This is a genomic window from Paenibacillus sp. J31TS4 (genome assembly GCF_018403265.1).
GTDB lineage: Bacteria > Bacillota > Bacilli > Paenibacillales > NBRC-103111 > J31TS4.
This window is the reverse complement of record NZ_BOSI01000001.1, coordinates 2,282,782-2,305,941: the sequence shown is the minus strand read 5'-3', so window position 1 is coordinate 2,305,941 and position 23,160 is coordinate 2,282,782. Positions and strand designations below refer to the sequence as shown.

The 23,160-nt window shown below is 62.4% G+C and carries 19 protein-coding genes, 1 rRNA gene and 1 riboswitch; of the genes, 17 read left to right on the top strand and 3 right to left on the bottom strand.

The features are described from left to right. A 16S ribosomal RNA gene (locus KJS47_RS10835) occupies positions 1-649 on the top strand; the annotation flags it as partial. A gap of 233 nt (positions 650-882) precedes the next feature. Here the strand turns inward: KJS47_RS10835 and KJS47_RS10830 are convergent. Beyond that, a complete protein-coding gene (locus KJS47_RS10830) occupies positions 883-4,131 on the bottom strand; it encodes an OmpL47-type beta-barrel domain-containing protein (RefSeq protein WP_213524888.1) in 3,249 nt (1,082 codons plus the stop codon). Positions 4,132-4,412: 281 nt separating this feature from the next. On the opposite strand from KJS47_RS10830, the gene KJS47_RS10825 reads away from it, so the two are divergent. The 13 genes from KJS47_RS10825 to purD all read left to right on the top strand — a co-directional run bounded on the left by KJS47_RS10825 (position 4,413) and on the right by purD (position 19,995). Next, positions 4,413-5,816 carry an extracellular solute-binding protein gene (locus KJS47_RS10825; RefSeq protein WP_213524887.1) on the top strand — a complete coding sequence of 468 codons (1,404 nt, stop codon included), beginning with the start codon at positions 4,413-4,415 and terminating at the stop codon, positions 5,814-5,816. A gap of 169 nt (positions 5,817-5,985) precedes the next feature. After that, positions 5,986-6,087, top strand: a riboswitch (purine riboswitch). A 203-nt stretch (positions 6,088-6,290) separates the two neighbouring features. Continuing rightward, positions 6,291-6,776, top strand: a complete 486-nt coding sequence (gene purE / locus KJS47_RS10820) for a 5-(carboxyamino)imidazole ribonucleotide mutase (protein WP_213524886.1) — start codon at positions 6,291-6,293, stop codon at positions 6,774-6,776. Beyond that, complete coding sequence (gene purK / locus KJS47_RS10815) at positions 6,773-7,981, top strand: 5-(carboxyamino)imidazole ribonucleotide synthase (protein ID WP_213524885.1); 1,209 nt, start codon at positions 6,773-6,775, stop codon at positions 7,979-7,981. The genes purE and purK overlap by 4 nt, the downstream gene beginning before the upstream one ends. Before the next feature lie 179 nt (positions 7,982-8,160). After that, positions 8,161-9,459 carry an adenylosuccinate lyase gene (gene purB, locus KJS47_RS10810; protein WP_213524884.1) on the top strand — a complete coding sequence of 433 codons (1,299 nt, stop codon included), beginning with the start codon at positions 8,161-8,163 and terminating at the stop codon, positions 9,457-9,459. A 41-nt stretch (positions 9,460-9,500) separates the two neighbouring features. Further along, positions 9,501-10,391 (top strand): phosphoribosylaminoimidazolesuccinocarboxamide synthase, encoded by an 891-nt coding sequence (locus KJS47_RS10805; protein ID WP_213524883.1) that lies wholly within the window; start codon positions 9,501-9,503, stop codon positions 10,389-10,391. A gap of 208 nt (positions 10,392-10,599) precedes the next feature. Further along, positions 10,600-10,842, top strand: a complete 243-nt coding sequence (gene purS, locus KJS47_RS10800; protein WP_213524881.1) for a phosphoribosylformylglycinamidine synthase subunit PurS — start codon at positions 10,600-10,602, stop codon at positions 10,840-10,842. Between the two features lie 51 nt (positions 10,843-10,893). Beyond that, positions 10,894-11,583, top strand: coding sequence for a phosphoribosylformylglycinamidine synthase subunit PurQ (gene purQ / locus KJS47_RS10795; RefSeq protein ID WP_213524880.1), 690 nt, complete (start codon positions 10,894-10,896; stop codon positions 11,581-11,583). Then, positions 11,561-13,807 carry a phosphoribosylformylglycinamidine synthase subunit PurL gene (gene purL, locus KJS47_RS10790; RefSeq protein ID WP_213524879.1) on the top strand — a complete coding sequence of 749 codons (2,247 nt, stop codon included), beginning with the start codon at positions 11,561-11,563 and terminating at the stop codon, positions 13,805-13,807. The genes purQ and purL overlap by 23 nt, the downstream gene beginning before the upstream one ends. After that, positions 13,789-15,258, top strand: coding sequence for an amidophosphoribosyltransferase (purF, locus tag KJS47_RS10785; RefSeq protein ID WP_213524878.1), 1,470 nt, complete (start codon positions 13,789-13,791; stop codon positions 15,256-15,258). The genes purL and purF overlap by 19 nt, the downstream gene beginning before the upstream one ends. 60 nt (positions 15,259-15,318) lie before the next feature. Beyond that, complete coding sequence (purM, locus tag KJS47_RS10780; RefSeq protein WP_213524877.1) at positions 15,319-16,362, top strand: phosphoribosylformylglycinamidine cyclo-ligase; 1,044 nt, start codon at positions 15,319-15,321, stop codon at positions 16,360-16,362. Continuing rightward, positions 16,359-16,982, top strand: coding sequence for a phosphoribosylglycinamide formyltransferase (gene purN / locus KJS47_RS10775; RefSeq protein WP_213524876.1), 624 nt, complete (start codon positions 16,359-16,361; stop codon positions 16,980-16,982). Before purM ends, purN begins: the two co-directional genes overlap by 4 nt. Before the next feature lie 171 nt (positions 16,983-17,153). Continuing rightward, the gene (gene purH / locus KJS47_RS10770) at positions 17,154-18,695 is read left to right on the top strand and encodes a bifunctional phosphoribosylaminoimidazolecarboxamide formyltransferase/IMP cyclohydrolase (protein ID WP_213524874.1); all 1,542 of its coding nucleotides are present in this window, start codon (positions 17,154-17,156) and stop codon (positions 18,693-18,695) included. A gap of 37 nt (positions 18,696-18,732) precedes the next feature. Further along, positions 18,733-19,995 carry a phosphoribosylamine--glycine ligase gene (purD, locus tag KJS47_RS10765; protein WP_213524873.1) on the top strand — a complete coding sequence of 421 codons (1,263 nt, stop codon included), beginning with the start codon at positions 18,733-18,735 and terminating at the stop codon, positions 19,993-19,995. Between the two features lie 303 nt (positions 19,996-20,298). On the opposite strand, the gene KJS47_RS10760 is transcribed toward purD, so the two are convergent. Then, the gene (locus KJS47_RS10760; RefSeq protein WP_249716247.1) at positions 20,299-20,886 is read right to left on the bottom strand and encodes a GNAT family N-acetyltransferase; all 588 of its coding nucleotides are present in this window, start codon (positions 20,884-20,886) and stop codon (positions 20,299-20,301) included. A gap of 211 nt (positions 20,887-21,097) precedes the next feature. Then, positions 21,098-21,247: a hypothetical protein gene (locus KJS47_RS10755; RefSeq protein ID WP_213524872.1), complete on the bottom strand. Its 150-nt coding sequence runs from the start codon at positions 21,245-21,247 to the stop codon at positions 21,098-21,100. Between the two features lie 406 nt (positions 21,248-21,653). On the opposite strand from KJS47_RS10755, the gene KJS47_RS10750 reads away from it, so the two are divergent. The 3 genes from KJS47_RS10750 (at position 21,654) to KJS47_RS10740 (ending at position 23,160) form a co-directional block, all read left to right on the top strand. Beyond that, complete coding sequence (locus KJS47_RS10750) at positions 21,654-22,034, top strand: hypothetical protein (RefSeq protein WP_213524871.1); 381 nt, start codon at positions 21,654-21,656, stop codon at positions 22,032-22,034. Further along, complete coding sequence (locus tag KJS47_RS10745) at positions 22,031-22,498, top strand: type II toxin-antitoxin system VapC family toxin (RefSeq protein ID WP_213524870.1); 468 nt, start codon at positions 22,031-22,033, stop codon at positions 22,496-22,498. The genes KJS47_RS10750 and KJS47_RS10745 overlap by 4 nt, the downstream gene beginning before the upstream one ends. 311 nt (positions 22,499-22,809) lie before the next feature. Then, the gene (locus KJS47_RS10740; protein ID WP_213524869.1) at positions 22,810-23,160 is read left to right on the top strand and encodes a DoxX family protein; all 351 of its coding nucleotides are present in this window, start codon (positions 22,810-22,812) and stop codon (positions 23,158-23,160) included.

The window sequence follows — 23,160 nt, the reverse complement described above, 5'->3', positions numbered from 1 at the left end:
CGGTCGCAAGACTGAAACTCAAAGGAATTGACGGGGACCCGCACAAGCAGTGGAGTATGTGGTTTAATTCGAAGCAACGCGAAGAACCTTACCAGGTCTTGACATCCCCCTGACCGGTTCAGAGATGAGCCTTTCCTTCGGGACAGGGGAGACAGGTGGTGCATGGTTGTCGTCAGCTCGTGTCGTGAGATGTTGGGTTAAGTCCCGCAACGAGCGCAACCCTTGATCTTAGTTGCCAGCATTCAGTTGGGCACTCTGAGATGACTGCCGGTGACAAACCGGAGGAAGGTGGGGATGACGTCAAATCATCATGCCCCTTATGACCTGGGCTACACACGTACTACAATGGCCGGTACAACGGGCAGCGAAACCGCGAGGTGGAGCGAATCTTAGAAAGCCGGTCTCAGTTCGGATTGCAGGCTGCAACTCGCCTGCATGAAGTCGGAATTGCTAGTAATCGCGGATCAGCATGCCGCGGTGAATACGTTCCCGGGTCTTGTACACACCGCCCGTCACACCACGAGAGTTTACAACACCCGAAGTCGGTGAGGTAACCGCAAGGAGCCAGCCGCCGAAGGTGGGGTAGATGATTGGGGTGAAGTCGTAACAAGGTAGCCGTATCGGAAGGTGCGGCTGGATCACCTCCTTTCTATGGAGTATCCGCATCGGTGAGATGCGATACAAATATCGGTTTGTTACTCACTCGTGTTCAGTTTTGAAGGGGCAGCCACCCTGGTTTTACCCAACCAAGAGAAGAAGTGCTCACTGGTCCCAGCAGCCGGTGGGTGCTTTTTTTATTTGTTCAGACGGCTCTCAGCGGAACGACAAGAACGCCCCCTGTGCCTTTGGAGTATTATCCAAAGGACAGGGGGCGTTTCTGCGTTAAGGCGTCAGCAGCGCGCGGGCATCCCGCAGCAGGATCGAGGCGGCATCGGCGGCGACTTGCTTGCCGCTCAGTGCCTCGACCTCATGAACGAGGGCAGCCCAATCGGCATGCTCGGCTTTTTTGACCAGGCTGTTCAGGATGCCGGGCTGGCTCACCTGTCCGGACTGGCCGAAACGGGCGAGAAGAGCGAGGAGACTCTCTTGGGTGGCCCGCGTTTCAAAAGTTGCAGTCGATTCCCTGCGATTGCCTGCCAGATCGACGGCGGTGACATGCAAGGTATGGGTCCCTAGCGGGAGAAGATAAAGGGAGAGCTTCTCTCCCGGCTGCACAGGCTGGCCGTCAAGCGTGATCCGCAGCAAACCGGCATCGACGCCGGCTTGCTCGTCAGTCGCTTCGACCTGTACATCGAGCTCTTCGCTATCGGGGTGTACACCCGAGACAGGGGAGGCTACAGTGATCACAGGCGGCGTGCGGTCAAGCCGAAACGCAAGCGTGCGGGCGTCTTCCGTGTGGCCGGCCTGATCGGAAGAACGATATTGCACGGCATAAACTCCGTCCTGCGTAAACGCAAGAGGCGAGGTGTAGCGCTGCCAGCTGGCGCCCTGGTCTAGGCTGTAGACCGTCTCGGTTACGCCGGAACGGTCATCGGTGGCTTCGAGCTGGACTGTCACGGGAACGGTGTGCCAGCCGTTCTCACCATTCGGTTCCGACGGCTGGAGAGAAGCCGTCGTGACCGGAGGCGCCTCGTCAGCCGGCTCCATGCCGGGCGGCGTATATTTCCACAGCGTCGTGTCGTTGTCCGAGAAATACAGGTGGCCGGACGCGTCGATATTCAAGTAGTTTCCGTAGCTTCCGTTCAGCATGACGAACTCGAGCGTCTCCGGCTTAACCATGAAGAATTGGCCGCGGGACGTACCATACAGATTGCCGTCGGGTGCGAATCTCAGGAAGCCCCACGTCCAGGTGGTCCCGCTGGCGCTGTATCTTCTCAACTTGGCAATTTTGGAGACGACCTTACGTGAAGCGGTATCGAATTTGAAGATCATATCCTCGGCTACCCCCCACAGGGAGCCGTCCGGAGCGATGGTGAGACCGGTGACGCCTTTGCGACCCGAAACCGGAATGGTCTCAAACACCTTGCGTTTCGTAGCCGGGTCGAACACGACCAGCTTGGCGTTCGTCTCGGTCGGTCCGCTTGTGCCGAGCCCGCCGTAGACGGTCGTGCCGACGTAAACGAGGCCGTCCTTGTATGCGAGCGAGATGACGCTCTGGTTCAGGGCCAGATTGCGGAATACCTCCAGCCGGCCAGTGGCAAAGTCATACATGGCGAGCGCTCCCTGCAGCGAGGTCGTGTTGGGAACGGTTCCGACAAACAGCCGGTCGTGTTCCTCGTCATAGACCATGGCGAACGGACGGTCCTGGTCGTAAGCGCGAAGATCGAATAGCTGGCGGGGATTTTGCGCAGAGAAGGGCTGGTTCGGGTCGTATTCGAGAACACGGCCGCCAGCGTAGGCGCCGAGCAGCAGTTTGCCGTTCCGAATGGCGGAGGATTCGATCTGTCCGAGAGGATTCGTCTCCGACACGGCGCCGGTGGCGGGATCGTAGGACGTGAAGCCGGACATGTAACCGGCTGCATAGATCTTGCCCTCGGTCCCTTGATGAATGCTCTGAATAAGAATCGGAGCGCCCTCGTATTGGACGGGCTGCACGGCGGTCCGGCCCGTATCCTGGTTGTAATACATCACATTGCCGTAAGAGCCGAGGCCGACGAACGTTTGTCCGGGCCACTCCGGACTCTGCAGGTCGACGAACCGACCGTCTTGGAAGTTCACGCCCCCTTCGACCTTCGCCACGAGCTCCGACGAGCGGGAGGCCGAATCATAGGCATAGAAATTAGCGCCTAGGGTGAAGAGGACGCGGCCGGGTTGGCCCGGAATCGCGGCGACTTGGCCGGAATGGATGTCCATGCCTGCGGGGTCGTAGTAGTCGATGGTATCGTCCGGGCGGACGACGAGCAAATCGCCGTTGCTGAATTTGACGAACAATCGGTCCTCCTCGAAATCCATACCGTAAGGCCAAGCGTAGGAGTCGCCGCCTCCGGGAATGAGCGTGGAGAGCAGCCCCTTCTTCGAGCCGTCGGGACCGATCTTGTAGATCCGGCTCTTCGTCCCTCCGGCGCCGGCGTACAGGACATTCCGCTCCGCATCGTAGGCGAGGGAGCGCAAATATTTCTCCTCCGGATCCGGACGGCCGAGGTCCTGGATCGCTCCGGCAGCCGGATCGTATTCGTACAGACGGCCCCCGGGGTACGTGCCCGCGAAGATTTTGCCGTTCGGTCCAGCTACCATGGAGAACACGTGGGTTTCGCTGCCGAACTGGCCTAAGTAATCGAACTGCTTGGTGCCGGGATTGTACCGGTACAAGCCGCCGTTGTAATGCGTGCCGATGTAGACCTGGCCGTCGGTCGCCACCTTCACGCCCCAGGCTGCCTCCACGCCCGGCATCGGATAGGTGCCGAGTACTTCCCGGCTCAGGGCGTCGATGACCGCGAAGACGGTCGGCGTCTCTCCCCGGCCTTTGAAGACCGAATAGAGGACGGGCTTGCCGTTCTCGCTGCCGATCGCAGAGTCCTCATTGATCATTCCCTTAACGATGCCGCCGATTCGTTCAAAGGTGCCTGTGCGATTCGGCTCAATGCCGACGGCATCCGCGTAGCCGCGGGTTACCCCGGCCCCCGAGGAGTACAGCAGGACCGTGCCGGTAACGGCTTTGTCCGGGACGACGGCGGACACAGCGTTTTTGGCCCAGGCTCCGTCGGTGGGGGTCAGCCAGTTGGCGGCTTCCCCGATTTTGGTTCCGTTCGCATCGAAGAAACGGATATACAGCGCCATGGAACCGGTTTCAACTTTCATCATCGCGGACACCGAATAGCCCGCGGCGGGCGTGACGGCAAACGGGGTGCTTTCCATGCCGAGCGGGTGCACGGCGCTGCGGTCGTCCAGCAGCAGGCTTCTTGCTCCTTCATACTTCTCGGCAGTAGATGCTACGGCAGTATTCTCGGCAATGCCGACGCCGAACGACCGCGTCCAGCCGGATAGGCCGTCGGCTTCCTCGAAGCCCGGATTGAAGACGGCCGGAGGCGGCGGTTCTTCGGCGGCGGAAGCGCTGCCGCCGCCAAGCGGAAGCAGAGAGGTGACCAGGGCGAGCGAGACGGCGGAAAACATCCATCGACGGTACCAGGACATACAGAACTCACTCCTATCAAGGATAATTGTGATGTACATCTGACTCACATCCTGATTGTATGTAGGATGAGTGACAGAGTCAATCACAGATTTCCAACTATTCCAAATAGTTGGAATCGTTTGCGGATCCGGGTTGCTTGAATCTCCGGTCGGCGTCCGGTATCTTGGAAGTACAATCGGCGGCCTGTCTAGTAGCAGGGGAGGTTGCGGCTGGACAGGCCGGCAAAGGATGCAAGGAACGGATGCTGCCCGGCGCGGAGTCATCCATCAGGAGGAGACGAATGGAAGCAGGAAACAAGGGCAGAGGGAACGAAAAGCAGAGCCGCAAAACGTTTCGCCGGCGGCTGGACGACATGATCCGGACGCTCCGGGGCGAGATTTTGACGGGGCAGCGCCGGGACGGGGAGTTTTTGCCGTCCGAGCGGGAGCTGGCCGTCCACTTTCAATTGAGCAACAAGCTGGTGCGGGCCGGACTTGAGGAGCTTGTGGCGGAAGGGCTGATCCAGAAGCTGCCTCGCGTCGGCAACCGGGTCCAGGTCCCGCCCTCCGGCCAGCCGGTCCGGATCCGGTTCGGGTACCACTCTACGCTTGAAAGCGACGTGGAGATGGAGCGGCTGCTCGACGGGTTCCACGCGGCTCATCCGGGAATTCGGGTACAGCCGCTCCCCATCTCTTTCCATAACTACCACGAGACCGTGACCGAGTATATGGAGGCGGGGCTGCTGGATGTCGTGACCATGAACTACAACAATTACGAACGGTTCCGAAGCCAGGGCAGTCTCGCGATGCTGGAGCCGCTCGAGCCGGACGAACGGATCTTTCCGTTTCTGTCCGAAGCTTTTCGGCAGGAAGGGGCGGCCTACGCGCGGCCCTTTGTCTTCAGCCCCCTGATTCTCTGCTACAACCTGGACCATCTTGCGGAGAAAAAGGTGCGCTGGCCCCGAGAGCCGATGGAATGGCACACCTTGATCCGGCTCGCTTCCCGGCTGACCGTGGAGAACGAGCGGTTCGGGTTTTATTTTTTCCTGTTGTCCATCAACCGCTGGCCGGTCTTTCTGCTGCAGAACGGCATGCGCTGGGACGGAAGCGCGGACGGGGCCGCAGAAGCGGTGGAAAGAATCGTCGAAGGGCTGAAGCTGTGCCGGTCCATGATTTATGCGCGGGATACGTTCCCGACCTATCTGTCGGGCAGTGATGCCGATGCCGAGGAGCTGTTCCGGGAGGGTAAGGTGTCGGTTATTATGACTTCCTACTTTGCCCTCAACCGGCTGCGGGGTTCGGGGGTCCGGTTCGACGTGGCGCCTCTTCCGGGCGGCCGAGAGGACAAGACCATTCTCATGACGATCGGGCTGGCGGTGAATGGACGGAGCGAAGAGAAGGTCGCGTCCCGGACGCTCGTCGATTATCTGGTATCGGACCGGACCCAGGCTGAGATCGGCCAGCTAACGTTCAGTCTGCCTGCCGTTCGGGAGGCGGCGGAATCGGAGAGTCCCGGGCACCCGGAGCGCCCTCCGCATTTTCGGATGTTCGAGGAGCGGACGGATACATTCCGGCTCATCACCGAGCTGAATCTCTCGCTGGCGCAGCTCGAGGCGGTGATGAAAGAAGCGCGGCTCTATTGGGCCAAGCTGCTGAGCGAACAGGCGCTCAAGCGGCGGCTTGCCGAGCTTCTGCTTGCCAGATAGCCTCCGAATGGGTAAGGAAGTACGAGGACGAACGGGTACGAGCGGGAACGGAAGCGCAAATGGATAAAAAACGAACTTTAATGAAGGAACAATTTTATAATGTTCGTCTTTTGTTGACATAGCATGGGATCTCCTGCTATTATAAAGAGGCAAACGAAGAATTATCGGATACCTACAGCAAAATATGACTCGTATATCGTCGGGGATATGGCCCGACAGTCTCTACCCAAAAGCCGTAAAGTTTTGGACTACGAGTCGGAAATGCCGTGAAGGAAAGGCCGCAGCCGCCCTTCTTTCCTGCCTCTTCGGCCGATTGTCGCCGGAGGGGGCATGGAAGACTCGATTGTCCGTCGATATAGGGGATGGTTCGCGGCCTTTTTCTGTTTGTCCGGAGACTCTCCGGGCATGGCGGAACAGGCGGATCGCATCCGAAGCTAGCGGAACCGCACTTAACCAGGAACAGGAGAGAGGCCAATGACAGCCAAGGTCGGAGTGATCATGGGAAGCCAGTCGGACTGGGAAACGATGAAGCATGCTTGCGAGGTGCTGGAGGAGTTGGAGGTGCCCTATGAGAAGCGGATCGTGTCGGCGCACCGGACGCCGGATTTGATGTTCGACTATGCGGAGTCGGCGATTGCCCGCGGGCTTGGTGTCATCATCGCCGGCGCCGGCGGCGCGGCCCATCTGCCGGGTATGGTCGCAGCCAAGACGGTGCTGCCGGTCATCGGGGTGCCGGTCCAGTCGGCGGCCTTGAACGGCCTCGATTCGCTCCTCTCGATTGTCCAGATGCCGGGAGGCATTCCGGTTGCGACGGTAGCCATCGGCAAGGCGGGCGCAACGAACGCCGGCCTGCTCGCGGCCCAGCTGCTCGGCGTCACCGATCCGGAGCTGCAGCGCCGCGTCCAGGAGCGCCGGGACCGCATCAGCCGGTCCGTGCTCGAAAGCGGGGAGCCGCAATGAGCCGGGCGGAGAGAGCGGCTGAGCGGGAAAGCGGAGTGAAGGCGGCGGACAGCCGGACGATTCTGCCGGGCAGCACGATCGGCGTGCTGGGCGGCGGCCAGCTCGGCCGGATGCTGGCGCTGGCCGGGCGCGCCATGGGCTACCGCTTCGTGACGCTGGAGCCGACCGCCGACAGCCCATGCGGCCAGGTGGCCGACCGCCAGCTGACGGCGGCCTACACGGACCAGGCTGCGGCAGAGGAGCTGGCGCGGCTGTCGGACGTCATCACGTACGAGTTCGAGAACGTGGACGCCGGGGTGGCGGCCATGCTCGAGAGCGCCTCGTACGTGCCGCAGGGCAGCCGGCTGCTCTACACGACGCAGCATCGGCTCCGCGAGAAGCGGGCGATCGAGGCGGCGGGCGTGCAGGTTGCGCCTTACGCCGAGATCCGCAGCCTGGAGGAGCTCAGGGAAGCCGTCGGACGCTTCGGCACACCATGCGTGCTCAAGACTGCGACCGGCGGCTACGACGGCAAAGGGCAGTGGGTCATCCGGGCGGAGAAGGAAGCGGAAGCCGCCTACGAGGAGCTGAGCCGGGCCGGAACCGAGCTGGTGCTCGAGCAGTTCATCCGCTTCGAGCGCGAGCTGTCGGTCATCGCGGCGCGGAGCCCGCGCGGCGAGGTGAGGACGTTCCCCGCCGCGGAGAACGTCCACGTGGACAACATTCTTCATCTCTCTATCGTGCCCGCCGCGGCACCGGGCGATGTGCTCGCCCGGGCGGAGCAGATGGCGGCCCGCATCGCCGAAGCGCTCGGCGTCGTCGGCCTGCTCGCGGTTGAGCTGTTCCAGACCGCGGACGGCACGCTGTACGTGAACGAGCTGGCGCCGAGGCCGCACAACTCCGGCCATTACACGATGGAGGCATGCAAGACGTCGCAGTTCGAGCAGCATGTGCGGGCGATCTGCAACCTGCCGCTCGGGTCGACGGAGCTGATGACTCCGGTCGTTATGGTCAACGTGCTCGGCCAGCATGTCGAGCCGCTGCTCGAATGGCTGGGGAAGCAGTCGGAGGAGACGCCGGACGTGGCGGTCAAGGTCCATCTGTACGGGAAGCGGGAAGCGAAGACCGGCCGCAAGATGGGCCACGTCAATCTGCTGGCCGCACGGACGGAGGAGGCACTCGCCTGGGTCGAGCGGACGGGCATTTGGCGGGACCGGAGCCGGTAATCCGGATACGCAGGCGGACGAAACGGACGAATCGCCGGCGGGACTGATAGACAGACCCGAGAGCCGGCAGGATAATAGAAGAGAAGGACCGGACAGGCGCTGCGGGAGGTATCTTTTCTCAAGAAGTGCACAGCGCGCCGGAGCCGGCAAAATTACTACTGACGGAGGGACTACCCGATATGATCGAACGTTACACCCGCCCGGAGATGGCGGCCATCTGGACCGAACAGAACAAATTTCAAGCCTGGCTGGAAGTGGAGGTTCTCTCCTGCGAAGCCTGGAGCGAGCTCGGCGTCATTCCGAAGGAGGACGTAGCCAAGCTGCGGGAGAACGCCCGCTTCGACATTGACCGGATCTACGAGATCGAGCAGGAAACCCGCCACGATGTCATCGCGTTCACCCGTGCCGTATCCGAATCGCTCGGGGAGGAACGCAAGTGGGTGCACTACGGGCTGACCTCCACCGACGTCGTCGACACGGCGCTTGGCTATCTGCTTCTTCAGGCGAACGCGATTCTCGAGAAGGACCTCGAGCGGTTCATCGGGATTTTGCGGGATAAGGCGATCGCCTACAAGGATACCCCGATGATGGGCCGCACGCACGGCGTCCATGCGGAGCCGACGACGTTCGGACTGAAGATGGCGCTGTGGCACGAAGAGATGAAGCGGAACCTCGAGCGGTTCAAGTTCGCGGCGGACGGTGTCCAGTACGGCAAAATCTCGGGCGCCGTCGGCACCTACGCCAACATCGACCCGTTCATCGAGGAATATGTGTGCGGCAAACTCGGCACCAAGCCGGCGCCGATCTCGACCCAGACGCTGCAGCGCGACCGGCATGCGGAATACATGGCGACGCTGGCGCTGATCGCCACCTCGCTCGACAAATTCGCCACCGAGATCCGCGCCCTGCAGAAGAGCGAGTTCCGCGAGGTCGAAGAGCCGTTCGCGAAAGGCCAAAAAGGTTCGTCGGCGATGCCGCATAAGCGCAACCCGATCGGCTGCGAGAGCATCAGCGGCTTGTCCCGCGTCATCCGCGGCCATATGGTGTCGGCTTACGAGAACGTGACACTTTGGCACGAGCGTGACATCTCGCACTCCTCGGTTGAGCGCATCATCCTGCCGGACGCCACGACCCTGCTGAACTACATGCTGAACCGGTTCGGCAACATCGTGAAGAACCTGACCGTGTTCCCGGAGAACATGAAGCGCAATATGCAGTCCACGTACGGCGTACCGTTCTCGGGCCGCGTCATGACCAAGCTGATCGACAAGGGCTGGAGCCGGGAAAAGGCATACGACACCGTGCAGCCGAAGGCGATGCAGGCGTGGGAGCAGCAGCGCTCGTTCCGCGACATCGTCGAGAACGACCCGGCCATCCGCGAGGAGCTGAGCATGGATGAGATCGCCGACTGCTTCGATCCGAGCTGGCATCTGAAGCATGTGGATACGATTTTCCGCCGGCTGGGCTTAAGCGGATAGGATAGCGGCAAGGAGACAGAACATTTCGGGGAGGCGAAACCGTGACGACATCAACCGCGCTGGAAACGGCTGTCGATCTGGTCAAAGCACCGCTGCTCTATAAGGGCAAGGTGCGCGAGCTGTACGATCTAGGAGAGCATTACCTCATTGTCGTGACCGACCGCATCTCGGCGTTCGATTACGTGCTGAAGCCGGCCGTTCCGCACAAGGGCGAGGTGCTGAACCAGCTGAGCCGGTTCTGGTTCGATCTGACCAAGGAGCTCCAGCCCAACCATGTCGTGCATACGGATGTGGAGCGGCTCGGAGACCTCGTCACCGAGCCGGACCGTCTCCGGGACCGGATCATGGTCACCCGCAAGGCCGAGCGCATCGATATCGAGTGCGTCGTCCGGGGGTACCTGACCGGGGGCGGCTGGCGGCAGTACGAGCAGACGGGAGAGGTCAACGGCCACCAGCTGCCCGAGGGGCTGCGGAAGAACGCCAAGCTAGAGGAACCGATCTTCACGCCGGCGGCCAAAAACGACGTCGGGCATGACGAGGACATTCCGATCGCCCGAATGAAGGAACTCGTCGGCGCCGAGCTGACGGAGGAGCTGGCGGAGCGCAGCGTCAAGCTGTACGCCTTCGCCCGGGACTACTGCGACAAGCGCGGCATTCTCCTCGCCGACACGAAGTTCGAATTCGGCCTGCTGGACGGCCAAGTCATCCTGATCGACGAGGTGTTCACGCCTGATTCGTCGCGCTTCTGGGCGAAGGAAAACTACGCGCTGGACATCGAGATCGACAGCATGGACAAGGAACCGGTCCGGACGTACCTGGCGGGCTCAGGCTGGGACAAAAACAGCGAGCCGGCGCCGCTGCCGGACGACGTCGTCACCGCGACTTCGGAGAGGTACCGGGACATTTGGCGGAGGCTCACGGAGCAGCGCTAGACACATAGTTAGGTAGATAGATAGATACAGGCGCCGGCAGGAAGTTAGGGAGCCGGACCGGCGTCCGGAGGAGCAGGACCAGCAGGAACCGGGGACATCCCCCGCCGAGACTGCGGAGAGAACATGACGCGGCAGCAGGAGAGAGGGCAACCGGAGCGGCCACCCGCCGCATCGGAACGTACAGAAGCCATTAGGAGGACGATGGGCAATGATCAAAGCGACCGTATACGTAACGATTAAGGAAAGCGTGTTGGATCCCCAGGGCAACGCCGTACAGGGATCGCTGCATGCGATGGGATTCTCGGACGTGAGCAAGGTCCGCATCGGCAAGTATCTGGAAGTGGAACTGAACACCGACGACCGCGGCGAAGCGGAGGAGCAGCTGAAGGCGATGTGCGAGAAGCTGCTTGCCAACACGGTTGTAGAGGATTACCGGTTCGAGCTGAACTAGAGCCGGCTGCCGGATAGGGCGCAGGCAAGCACTTGAGGGAGGGTTCTCACCATGAACTTTGCGGTTCTTGTATTTCCGGGCTCCAACTGTGACCTGGATTGTTATAAAGCGGTCGAGGAAACGATCGGTCAGAAGGTCGACTACGTCTGGCATACGGAGACGGACCTGTCGAAGTATGATTGCATCATCGTGCCGGGGGGCTTCTCCTACGGCGACTACCTTCGGTGCGGCGCGATCGCCCAGTTCGCACCCGTCATGGGCGCGCTCAGCGAGGCGGCCAAACAGGGTAAGTATATTTTGGGCATCTGCAATGGGTTCCAAATTTTGACGGAGGCGCGCCTTCTGCCGGGAGCGCTGCTGCGCAACCGGTCGCTCAAGTTTCTCTGCCATCAGACGCCGCTTGTTGTCGCCAACGCGAACACACCGTTCACGTCCGATTACAAAGAGGGCGAAGTGATCGACATTCCGATCGCCCACGGCGAAGGCAACTACTACTGCGACGAGGAGACGCTCAAGGAGCTTCAGGAGACGAACCGGATCGTGTTCCGGTATGCCGGCAACCCGAACGGCTCGGTCGACGACATCGCCGGCATCTGCAGTGCGGACGGCCGGATTCTCGGCATGATGCCGCACCCGGAGCGTGCGGTTCACGAGCTGCTCGGCTCGGAGGACGGCAAACGGATGTTCACATCGATTCTCAAGACTTGGAGGGATCAACATGACGCAGCAGCTGTCCGCTAAAGAACCGAACGCCGAACAGATCGCCGAGCAGCAGCTCTACAAGCAGATGGGCGTAACCGACGAGGAATACGGCAAAATCTGCGGCTTCCTCGGCCGTAAGCCGAACTATGTGGAGATCGGCGTGTTCAGCGTTATGTGGTCGGAGCACTGTTCCTACAAGAACTCCAAGGTCGTGCTGAAAAAGTTCCCAGTGACCGGCCCCCGCGTTCTGATGGGTCCTGGCGAAGGCGCCGGGATCGTCGACATCGGAGACAACCAGGCAGTCGTGTTCAAAATCGAGAGCCACAACCACCCGTCCGCGGTCGAGCCGTACCAAGGCGCAGCCACCGGCGTCGGCGGCATTATCCGCGACATCTTCTCGATGGGCGCGCGCCCGGTCGCTCTCCTGAACTCGCTGCGATTCGGCAAGCTCGGCGGCAGCCGCGTGAACTACCTGTTCGAGAACGTCGTCGGAGGCATTGCCGGCTACGGCAACTGCATCGGTATTCCGACTGTCGGCGGCGAGATCATGTTCGACGAGAGCTACGAGGGCAACCCGCTCGTCAACGCGATGTGCGTCGGCCTCATCGATCATGACAAAATCCAGAAGGGCGTCGCCCAGGGCGTCGGCAACCCGGTCTTCTACGTCGGACCAGCGACGGGACGCGACGGCATTCACGGCGCGACGTTCGCATCCGAAGAAATTTCGGAAGAGTCGGAAGCGAAGCGGACCGCGGTCCAGGTCGGCGATCCGTTCATGGAGAAGCTGGTGCTGGAGGCGTGCCTCGAGCTGATCGACTCCGGCATCGTCGTCGGCATTCAGGATATGGGCGCAGCGGGTCTCACCTGCTCGAGCGCCGAGATGGCGAGCAAGGCGGGCAACGGCATGGAGCTGTATCTCGACGAGGTTCCGCAGCGCGAGGAGGGTATGACCCCTTACGAGATGATGCTGTCGGAATCGCAGGAGCGGATGCTGTTCGTCGTCAAGCCGGAGCACGAAGGCCAGGCCAAGGCGATCTTCGAACGCTGGGGCCTGCACTGCGCCAAGGTCGGCAAAGTAACCGACGACGGCAGGCTGCGGCTCGTTCACCGCGGCGAGGTGGTCGGCGACATGCCGGTTACCGCACTCGTGGATGAGGTGCCGATGTACCACAAGCCGTCCCGCGAGCCTGAGTATTACCGCGCAGGCGCTTCCGTTGACACGGCTGCTTACCCGGAAACGACCGATGTGCTCGGTGCGCTCAAGCAGGTTCTCGCTTCGCCGACCGTGGCGAGCAAGGAATGGGTTTACAACCAGTACGATTACATGGTCCGTACCAGCACCGCCGTACGGCCGGGCTCGGATGCGGCTGTCGTGACCGTGCCGGGGACACGCAAGGCGCTGGCCATGACGACCGACTGCAACGGACGCTTCGTCTACCTCGATCCCGAGGTCGGCGGACGGATCGCCGTCAGCGAGGCGGCGCGCAACATCGTCTGCTCCGGCGCTGAGCCGCTGGCGATTACCGACAACCTGAATTTCGGCAGCCCGGAGAAGCCGGAGATCTTTTGGCAGCTCGAAAAGGCCGTCGACGGGATGGCCGAGGCGTGCCGTGAGCTGAACGCGCCGGTCATCGGCGGCAACGTGAGCCTGTACAACGAGAACGCCAAGGGTGCGATCTATCCTACGCCGGTCGTCGGTATGGTCGGCCTCTTGACCGACATCGACCATATTACGACGCAGAGCTTCAAGCGCGAGGGCGACGTCATCCTGCTGCTCGGCGACACCAAGGCCGAGCTCGGCGGCAGCGAGTTCCAGTCGGTCGTGCTCGGCCGGGTCGAAGGACGCCCGCCGCAGCTTGATCTGGCGGTGGAGAAGCGCCTTCTGGACGGCGTTCTCGAGGCGATCCGCGGCGGGCTCGTCAGCTCGGCGCACGATCTGTCCGAGGGCGGCCTCGCCGTAGCGCTGGCGGAGTGCTGCATGAGCGGCCAGCTGGGCGCTTCCGTGTCGCTCGACACAGAGCTTCGCGCCGATCAGGCGCTGTTCAGCGAGAGCCAGTCGCGCATTCTGCTGAGCGCTTCGCCGGACAAGGCGGAGGAGCTCACGGAGCTGCTCCGGACCCATGGCGTGCCGGTACGCAGAATCGGCGCCGTCCAAGGCAGCGAGCTGGCCGTCCAAGTGAACGGAGAGGAGATCCTCCGGTCGCCGGTCGATGAGCTGACCCGAATTTGGAAGGATGCGATCCCATGTCTCATGAACGTATAAGCCCGAGCCCGCTGTGGCAGGGCAGCTACTATAACGAAGGCATAGAGGCGGGCTTCGACAAGCTGAAGGAAGAATGCGGAGTGTTCGGCGTCTACGGGCATCCGGAGGCGGCTGCGCTGTCCTTCTTCGGCCTGCATGCCCTTCAGCATCGCGGCGAGGAGAGCGCCGGCATCTGCACGACCGACGGCAGCGAGTTCTACTACCACCGCGACATGGGCCTCGTCAAGGAAGTGTTCGACCAGGATCGGATCGACTCGCTCAAGGGCTCAACGGCCATCGGGCACGTTCGCTATTCGACCTCCGGGGCGAGCCGGCTGCAAAACGCGCAGCCGCTCGTCTTCAAGTACCGGGGCGGCGACCTGGCGATCGCGACCAACGGCAACATCGTGAACGCGGGAGAGATCCGCGAGGAGCTGGAGCGCGAGGGCTCGATTTTCCAGACGACGAGCGATACGGAGGTCGTCATTCACCTCATCGCGCGTTCCCGCCAGTCTTCGGTCGAGGAGGCGGTTGAGGAGGCGCTCAAGCGGATTGTCGGCGGCTTCGCGTTCCTCATCATGGTGAACGACAAGCTGTTCGTCGCCCGTGACGCGCACGGCCTCCGGCCCCTCGTTATGGGGCGTCTCGGCGACGCGTACGTCTTCGCCTCGGAGACGTGCGCTTTCGAGACGGTCGGCGCGGCCTACGTCCGCGACATTGAGCCCGGCGAGCTGCTCGCGTTCGACGGGGGCACGATGAAGGAAAGCCGCTTCGCCGTCATGGAGCGCCGGGCGCTGTGCGCGATGGAGTACATTTATTTTTCCCGCCCCGACAGCGATCTTGATGCGGTCAATCTTCATACGGCGCGCAAGAATATGGGCCGCCAGCTCGCGATGGAGGCGTTCATCGACGCCGACGTCGTCACCGGGGTGCCGGATTCCAGCATTTCGGCCGCCATCGGCTACGCCGAGCAGACTGGCATTCCGTACGAGCTCGGCCTGATCAAGAACCGCTACACCGGGCGCACGTTCATCCAGCCGAGCCAGGAGCTGCGGGAACGCGGCGTCAAAATGAAGCTGAGCGCGGTCCGCAAAGTCGTCGAGGGCAAGCGGGTCGTCATGCTCGACGATTCCATCGTCCGGGGCACGACGAGCTTGCGCATCGTCAACATGCTGCGCGAGGCGGGGGCCGCTGAGGTGCATGTGCGGATCACTTCTCCGCCTTACATGAACCCGTGCTTCTACGGCATCGATACGCCGAGCCGCGAGGAGCTGATCGCGTCGAGCAAGTCGGTGGAGGAGATTCGGAAGGCCATCCATGCCGATTCGCTGCATTTTTTGAGCAAGGCGGGCCTCATGGAGGCGCTCGGGCGCCCGGCCGGCGAGTACAACGGCGGAATGTGCACGGGCTGCTTCGACAACGATTATCCGACCCGGGTCGATTACGGAAGTGCGTCGGGCTGCGGCTGTTAACGGTAGGAATGGTTTATCCGGCATAAGGTTAACCAGGGAAATAGACGAGGAGGGTACCCATTGTCAGAGGCGTACAAGCAAGCGGGAGTCGATATTGCGGCAGGGAACGAAGCGGTCGAACGGATGAAGAAGCATGTTAAGCGCACCTTCCGGCCGGAGGTGCTGACGGGCCTTGGCGGGTTCGGAGCGCTGTTCGGGCTGGACAAGAGCAAATATGAGGAGCCGGTGCTGGTCTCCGGTACGGACGGCGTCGGCACCAAGCTGAAGCTGGCCTTCGCGATGGATAAGCACGATACGATCGGGATCGACGCGGTCGCCATGTGCGTGAACGACATCGTCGTACAGGGAGCGGAGCCGCTGTTCTTCCTCGATTATCTGGCCAGCGGCCGGATCGTGCCGGAGAAGATCGAAGCAGTCGTCAAGGGCATCGCCGATGGCTGCGAGCAGGCCGGCTGCGCCCTCATCGGCGGAGAGACCGCCGAGATGCCGGGCATGTACCAGGACGGCGAGTATGATATCGCCGGCTTCACGGTCGGCATCGTCGACAAGGCCAAGATCATCGACGGCAGCACGATTCGTCCGGGAGACGCCGTGATCGGATTCGCGTCCAGTGGCGTGCACAGCAACGGCTTTTCGCTCGTCCGCCGTCTTTTGCTCGAGGAGAAGGGGTACCGGCTGGATGAGCCGCTCGAGGCGCTCGGCGGGGCCAAGCTCGGCGACGTGCTGCTTGAGCCGACGCGGATTTACGTCAAATCCGTACTCGCTCTTCTTCAGCAAGTGGGCATCAAGGGGATGGCGCACATTACGGGAGGCGGCTTCCTCGAGAACATCCCGCGGGTGCTTCCGGAAGGCGTGAACGCGGAGATCGAGCTGGGGAGCTGGCCGGTACTGCCGGTATTCCGTCTGATGGAGCGGGACGGGGGCCTGACGCAGGACGACCTGTACCGCACGTTCAACATGGGAATCGGCCTCGTGCTCGTGATCGCCGAGGAGGATGCGGAAGAGGTGCTTCGCATTGCCGAGGGGCTGGGTGAGCAGGCTTACCGGATCGGCCGCATCACCGAAGGCTCGCAGGAAGTGACTTTGGCCGGTGGGCCGGCATGACCCGTCCGTTTCCGATCGCCGTCTTCGCATCCGGAGACGGCTCTAATTTTCAGGCGCTCGCGGATGCGGCCGCGGCAGGCAGGCTGGGCGGGGCGGAGATCGCTCTCCTCGTCTGCGACAAGCCGCAGGCGCGTGTCGTAGAGCGGGCTCGGGAGGCCGGGATTCCGTCCTTCGTCTTCCGGCCAAAGGACTATCCGTCCCGCGCCGCGTACGAGGCGGACATCGTCCGGGAGCTCGAGAGCCGCGGCGTAGAGCTCGTCGTGCTCGCCGGGTACATGCGGCTCCTGACGGAAACGCTGCTCACACCCTACGAGAACCGGATCGTCAATGTCCATCCGTCCCTCCTGCCAGCGTTCCCGGGGCTGGACGCGCTCGGTCAGGCGCTCGCCCACGGGGCCAAGGTGACGGGCGTCACCGTCCATTACGTGGACGGCGGGATGGACACCGGCCCGATTATCGCCCAGCGCGCGATTCCGATCGCCGAGGACGATACGGCGGAGACGCTCGCCGAGCGGGTGCACGCGGTTGAGCATGTGCTGTACGGCGAGGCGGTCCGCGTGATCGCCGAGGGGCGCGTCCGTCTGGAGGGCCGCCGCGTCCGGATCGTTCCGGAGGCTTAACCAACGGGAGGACCGGCCGGGAGGCTTTTCGGCGGATGGGAAGTCTGGGCGGCTGCCGCGCGAGCGGCGGCAGGGCGGAGCCGGGGGGCCGTGAGAAGGGCCGCCGGTTGCGTCGTGCAGAAGCATTAAGGTAAGGTACGTGGTAGGCAGACACTGAAGGGGGAAATTCAGATGAGCATTCGCAGAGCGTTAATCAGCGTATCGGATAAAACAGGCATTGTCGAGTTCGCGGAGGCGCTGGCCGCCAAGGGCGTCCAGATCATTTCGACCGGCGGAACGTACAGCCTGCTGAAGGACAAGGGAATCGCCGTCACGAACATTTCGGAAGTGACCGGCTTCCCGGAGATCATGGACGGCCGCGTCAAGACGCTCCATCCCGCCGTACACAGCGGACTTCTCGCCGTCCGGGACAACGAGGAGCATACTCGGCAGCTGAAGGAGCAAGGGCTGGACTACATCGATCTCGTCGTCGTCAATCTGTATCCGTTCGCCCAGACGATCGCCAAGTTCGACGTTACCTACGAGGAAGCGATCGAGAACATCGATATCGGGGGGCCGACCATGCTCCGCTCTGCGGCCAAGAACCATGCGTTCGTCACGGTCGTCGTTGATGCGGCCGATTATGCCCGCGTCATCGAGGAGATCGGGCAGGACGGGGACACGACGCTCGACACCCGCAAATGGCTCGCCGCCAAAGTATTCCGGCACACGGCCGCCTACGACGCGTTGATCGGCGATTACCTGTCCAAGCAGGTAGGCGATCTCATGCCGGAGAAATACACGGTCACCTACGAGAAGGTGCAGAATCTCCGCTACGGCGAGAACCCGCATCAGAAGGCCGCCTTCTACCGCCGTCCGCTCGCGAACGAAGGCAACATCACCACCGCCGAGCAGCTGAACGGAAAAGAGCTGTCCTACAACAACATCAACGATGCGAACGCGGCCCTGCAAATTGTGAAGGAATTCACCGAGCCGGCCGTCGTCGCCGTCAAGCATATGAATCCTTGCGGCGTGGGAATTGGCGAGACGATCGCCGAAGCGTACCAAAAAGCGTTTGACGCTGACCCCGTCTCGATCTTCGGCGGCATCATCGCGGCGAACCGGACCGTCGACAAAGAAACGGCAGCCAAGCTGGCCGAGCTGTTCCTGGAGATCGTCCTGGCGCCAGATTATGAGCCGGAGGCGCTCGAGATTCTGAAGAAGAAAAAGAACCTGCGCGTGCTGAAGCTGGGCGAAGCACCGGTGAAGAAGAACGAGGACCTGCTAGTCACGGCCGTCGAGGGAGGCGTTCTCGTGCAGGACAAGGATACGTTCCAGATCGGCGAGGACCATCTGAACGTCATCACCGACCGCCAGCCGACGGAAGAGGAACTGAAACAGCTGCTGTTCGCCTGGAAAGTCGTCAAGCACGTCAAGTCGAACGCGATCGTGCTTGCCAAGGACGACATGACGATCGGCGTCGGCGCCGGTCAGATGAACCGGGTAGGCGCGGCCAAAATCGCCATCGAGCAGGCGGGAGACAAGGTGCACGGAGCGGTGCTTGCCTCCGACGCATTCTTCCCGATGGGCGATACGCTCGAGATGGCGGCCAAAGCCGGCGTCACGGCGGTCATCCAGCCTGGAGGTTCGATCAAGGACGAGGAGTCGATCAAGGTGGCGAACGAATACGGCATCGCCATGATCATGACCGGCATCCGCCATTTCAAGCACTAGACGTACCACCTATAAGCGAAGGATAGAGGAGGCCATCATGCGGGTATTAGTCATCGGCCGGGGAGGCCGGGAGCATGCGATCGTATGGGCGCTGTCGCGGAGCCCGCGTATCGGGAAGCTGTACTGCGCGCCGGGCAACGCCGGCATCGCGCAGCTGGCGGAATGCGTCGCCATCGCCGAGAACCAGTTCGAGGAGCTGGCGGCGTTCGCCAAGCGGGAGGAGATCGACCTCGTCTTCGTCGGGCCCGACGATCCGCTGTCCGAAGGGATTGTCGACTATCTCGAGGAACGGGGCATCCGCGCCTACGGGCCGCGGCGCAATGCGGCGGAGATTGAGGGCAGCAAGGTGTTCTCCAAGCAGCTGCTCAAAACCTATAACATCCCGACGGCCGCCTACGAGGCGTTCGACGATTACGAGCAGGCGCTCGCTTATGTGCGCAGCCAGCCGCTGCCGATCGTCATCAAAGCGGACGGGCTCGCGGCCGGCAAGGGCGTCATCGTCGCCCAGACGCTCGAGGAGGCCGAGGAAGGGCTGCGGGGCATCATGGTCGACGGGCGGTTCGGCCGCTCGGGCAGCCGCGTCGTCATCGAGGAATTTCTGACCGGCCAGGAAATGTCGCTCCTGTCGTTTGTCGACGGCACAGTCGTGCGGCCGATGGTGCCGTCGCAGGACCACAAGCAGGTCTACGACGGAGACAAGGGGCCCAACACGGGCGGCATGGGCACCTATTCTCCGGTGCCCCATATCCCGGCGTCGGTCGTGGAGGAAGCAATCGAGACGATCGTGAAGCCGACCGCCGAGGCGATGGTCAAGGAAGGGCGTCCGTTCCGCGGCGTCCTCTACGCGGGTCTCATGCTGACCGAGCAGGGGCCCAAGACGATCGAATTCAACGCCCGGTTCGGCGACCCGGAGACCCAGGTGCTGCTGCCGCGTCTCGAGACCGATCTGCTCGAGATCGTGCTCGCCACGCTGGACGGAACGCTCGGCGACCTTGACATCCGCTGGAGCGACGAGGCGGCCGTCTGCGTCATTCTCGCCTCCGGCGGGTATCCGGAGTCCTATCCGAAGGGGCTGCCGATCACCGGCCTGGCCGAAGTGAAGGACGCGCTCGTCTTCCACGCGGGCACCGCCCGCAAGGACGGGGAGATCGTGACCGACGGCGGGCGGGTGCTCGGCGTCGTCGGCCGGGGGCGCGACATAGCGGAGGCCCGGCAGGCGGCTTATGCGGAGGCGGACAAAATCCGCTTCGAGGGCAAGCACTGCCGGACCGATATCGCGAGCAAAGCGCTGCAGGCTTAAGCGCCGGCCCCGCACTAGCCGCATAGCATAACTTGCTTCCAGAGGCGCTGAGGGAAGGCCCTCCGCTCTCTCTATAGAGAGAGGACGCGCGCCGTCAGACCGGGTCGGGGATCTCCCCGCCGGGAGGAACACCGAGCAAGCTGCCCGAGAGGGGCTTGCCGCTATACCGAACAACGCCAGCCGGGGCTCCGTAAGGGAGCCCCCGGCTGGCGTTGCTGTATGCGGGGTATAGGGTTGACCACTTCAATGGGGACGCCGAAAACAGCGAAGTAGCTTCGCGCGGCAGGGACTGTCCCGACGTGGCTAGACGCGCTTCGTCATATGGTCGTACCGGTGGCCGGCAAGCTCCACTTGGCCGTCCACGCGGTAGCCCTGCTTCTCGTACAGCCGTCTGGCGCGCTCGTTGTGCTGCTCGACGATGAGCGCTGCCCGCTCAAAGCCGAGACGTCCCGCCTCGGCCTCGAAGGCGGCCATCAGCTCGCGGGCGATGCCCCGTCCCTGATACGCGGGCGCAACGGCGAGCGAATCGAGGTAGTATTCGCCGGGCCGCGTCTCCCGCGGGAACTGGTGGCCGGGGCTTACGCCGGCGGCTTCCAGGCGGGCGAGCAGCGGGCGATCGAGCTCGTCCACCCGCCCGCCGTCGTAGCAGAGGGCGAAGCCGACGGCGCGGCCTTCCGCCTCGTAGACGAGCGTATTCTCCCAGCTCAACCGGTTGGCCGGCTCGGCGAACAGCTCGCTCATCGCTCCTAGTGCGTCCTCCTCGCTCGAGGTGCCGGTCAGCAGATACGCAATTTCGTCGATGGCGGCGAACAAGAGCGGCATGACCGCTTCCGCATCGCCGGGTTGTCCGCTTCGGATCATGGCAGCAGCCTCCTTTCCGATTGGATTCATCTAGCGGGCATCCTTCCATTGTAACGCTTGTCCCCGTCCCGTTGCAAAGAGTGCGGGACCGCCAAAGGGAATTTGGAGGAGGCGTGCAGCTCTTATGGCGCAATGGGACGGGAAACCCTCCCGGCGGAAGGAATTCCCGCCCCCGCGACGCCCGCTATCGGCAACCGGTTTCCGAATAGCTGTTACAAGCACCGCCGTCTGCCGGCCTGGATCAGTCCCGGCTGTCGTCCGCCTTCTCCGGCGGATAGAGCATGAGTTCCTCTTTGCTGGCGAACACCCGGTACAGAGCGAGCGCCGCCCCCAGATAGAGGGCAAGGGACAGCCAATGGAATTTGATGTACTGCCAGACGGCCTGGAGCATGGGAAGCGCCTCCGTTCGGTGAATTTTGCGGTTATTCTGCCCGAAGGGCAGTTCTTTTATCGTTCTTTCGAGGCATAGGGATAGGCGAGGCCCGTTTCAATTCATCCCGGCTCGGGTAATAAGCGTCGGATAGCGGTCCGTTTCCGTCCGCGCCCCGGCGCCGGAGGCAGGAGGCATTTGCGCTTCCCGGCCCCTTTTCGTTATCATGGAGAGGAACCCGCCGCCTGGCAGCCGAAGGGAGGAATGGCTATGCGGTGAAGATCGGCGTCTGTTTGGAACGGACGGACCGGAGCCAATCGGAGCGGATTCGCTTTGAATGGCGGGAGCAGCCGGACGGCCCGGCAGGAACTGGTACATATCCGCTAGGCGTTGCAACCAACCACTACGAGGACAGAGGTATGCACTTATGAAAAATAACTTTAAAAAATATGTCGAAACAAGCTTCGACCGAATCAAGCAATCCGCGACGCAATTCGTCTCCGACAAGCCGGAGGCCGAAGAAGAGCCGTCGATCGAGCTCGATCCGCACGACTATGAGAGGCTTCGCCAGAAGGCGGCGCGCCAGAACACGACGGTCCAGCAGCTGCTGAACCAGGCGATCCGCAATCTGCTGGAGGACCGCGTCGAGACGGGGACGGCTCCGGCCATCACCGAGCGCCAGCGGGAAGCGAATCCGCTGCTCTTGCTCGACGCCCTGACGGACAAACATGAGACGGATCTGGCATTTCGCTCGCATGCGCCGCATGCGCCGGCGGCCGAACGGACGGGAGTGGAGGAGTCGCTATGAACCAAGAGCAGAGATGGGAATACGAACAGCATGTGTTTCTCGACGAAAGCGCCCTTCGGGCGTTCATGAACGCGGATGATCCGCAATACGCCAAAGCACGCTCCTTTTTCCTCGATCTGCATGATCTGGACCGGTGCTTCCTGACGACGAGCTACATCGTCTTCGATACGCACGAGTGGCTGCGGGACAACTGCGGCTACACCCATGCCGAATACTTCCTGAACGCGATCGAGAAAGCGATCGCGAACGGACGCCTGGCCCTCATCTCGGGCAACGGGCAGCTGGAGCAGGAGGCTAAGAATCTGCTGTCCCAGGTGCCGGATTTCCGGTTCTCCCTCGGAGAAGCGGTGACGGCAGTCGTTATGTTTACATACCGCATTCGAAGAATCTTCACCTTCAACCAGGCGTTTCATAAGCTGCCGACCTTATATGACGAGATCAAGGTTATCCCGAGCATCCAATAGGAGCCTAGCGCAGCCGGACGGGCCGGCTGCGCCTGACCGTTTCGCCTGTGGGGTGCAGGGTTGAATATCCCCTTGGATACTTTCCGCTAACCATTGTCCCACGCCGCTTTGCCGCCAAGAAGAACGGGACGCACCGATCGGGCGTCCCGTTTGTTCTAACCGGTGAAGCCCGCTCGGGGCACGCCGGCCGGCGGCAGGGGAAAGCCTTTTTTGTCGAGGCGGCGAACGCCGTGGAGCATCTTGGAGGAATGACTCACCATTCCGGAACATAGGGTAGACATTGAATCTGGTAGACGAAAGGAGAGACACCCATGCATCAATTGCTGATGGTTCTGCAAAGTCTGCTCGCGCTCGGCTTCATGCTGTCCGGCTTGAGCAAATTGGCGGCGGAGCCTGCGGCCGAGGGTGCGGTTCTTGTCCGTTCCCGTCACCGGTATGCCGCAGGACTCGCCGAGCTCGCCGGAGCAGTCGGCCTGATTGCCGGCATCTGGAATCCGACCGTTGCCGTGCTGGCGGGCCTATGGCTCGGCGCGACGACGTCGCTTGTCCTGTGGGGCTCGGTCCTCCGTCTTAGACAGCCGCTCGTCCGGGCGGCGCTGCCCGCCGTCCTGCTGGCGCTGTCTTTGATCGTGTCCGTCTTTCATTGGACGACGGCCGCCTAA

Bases quoted from the DNA above. Each gene is read 5' to 3' on its own strand.
- KJS47_RS10830 (WP_213524888.1), bottom strand. From the start codon at position 4,131: ATGTCCTGGTACCGTCGATGGATGTTTTCCGCCGTCTCGCTCGCCCTG.
- KJS47_RS10825 (WP_213524887.1), top strand. From the start codon at position 4,413: ATGGAAGCAGGAAACAAGGGCAGAGGGAACGAAAAGCAGAGCCGCAAA.
- purE (WP_213524886.1), top strand. From the start codon at position 6,291: ATGACAGCCAAGGTCGGAGTGATCATGGGAAGCCAGTCGGACTGGGAA.
- purK (WP_213524885.1), top strand. From the start codon at position 6,773: ATGAGCCGGGCGGAGAGAGCGGCTGAGCGGGAAAGCGGAGTGAAGGCG.
- purB (WP_213524884.1), top strand. From the start codon at position 8,161: ATGATCGAACGTTACACCCGCCCGGAGATGGCGGCCATCTGGACCGAA.
- purS (WP_213524881.1), top strand. From the start codon at position 10,600: ATGATCAAAGCGACCGTATACGTAACGATTAAGGAAAGCGTGTTGGAT.
- purQ (WP_213524880.1), top strand. From the start codon at position 10,894: ATGAACTTTGCGGTTCTTGTATTTCCGGGCTCCAACTGTGACCTGGAT.
- purL (WP_213524879.1), top strand. From the start codon at position 11,561: ATGACGCAGCAGCTGTCCGCTAAAGAACCGAACGCCGAACAGATCGCC.
- purF (WP_213524878.1), top strand. From the start codon at position 13,789: ATGTCTCATGAACGTATAAGCCCGAGCCCGCTGTGGCAGGGCAGCTAC.
- purN (WP_213524876.1), top strand. From the start codon at position 16,359: ATGACCCGTCCGTTTCCGATCGCCGTCTTCGCATCCGGAGACGGCTCT.
- purH (WP_213524874.1), top strand. From the start codon at position 17,154: ATGAGCATTCGCAGAGCGTTAATCAGCGTATCGGATAAAACAGGCATT.
- purD (WP_213524873.1), top strand. From the start codon at position 18,733: ATGCGGGTATTAGTCATCGGCCGGGGAGGCCGGGAGCATGCGATCGTA.
- KJS47_RS10760 (WP_249716247.1), bottom strand. From the start codon at position 20,886: ATGAATCCAATCGGAAAGGAGGCTGCTGCCATGATCCGAAGCGGACAA.
- KJS47_RS10755 (WP_213524872.1), bottom strand. From the start codon at position 21,247: ATGCTCCAGGCCGTCTGGCAGTACATCAAATTCCATTGGCTGTCCCTT.
- KJS47_RS10750 (WP_213524871.1), top strand. From the start codon at position 21,654: ATGAAAAATAACTTTAAAAAATATGTCGAAACAAGCTTCGACCGAATC.
- KJS47_RS10745 (WP_213524870.1), top strand. From the start codon at position 22,031: ATGAACCAAGAGCAGAGATGGGAATACGAACAGCATGTGTTTCTCGAC.
- KJS47_RS10740 (WP_213524869.1), top strand. From the start codon at position 22,810: ATGCATCAATTGCTGATGGTTCTGCAAAGTCTGCTCGCGCTCGGCTTC.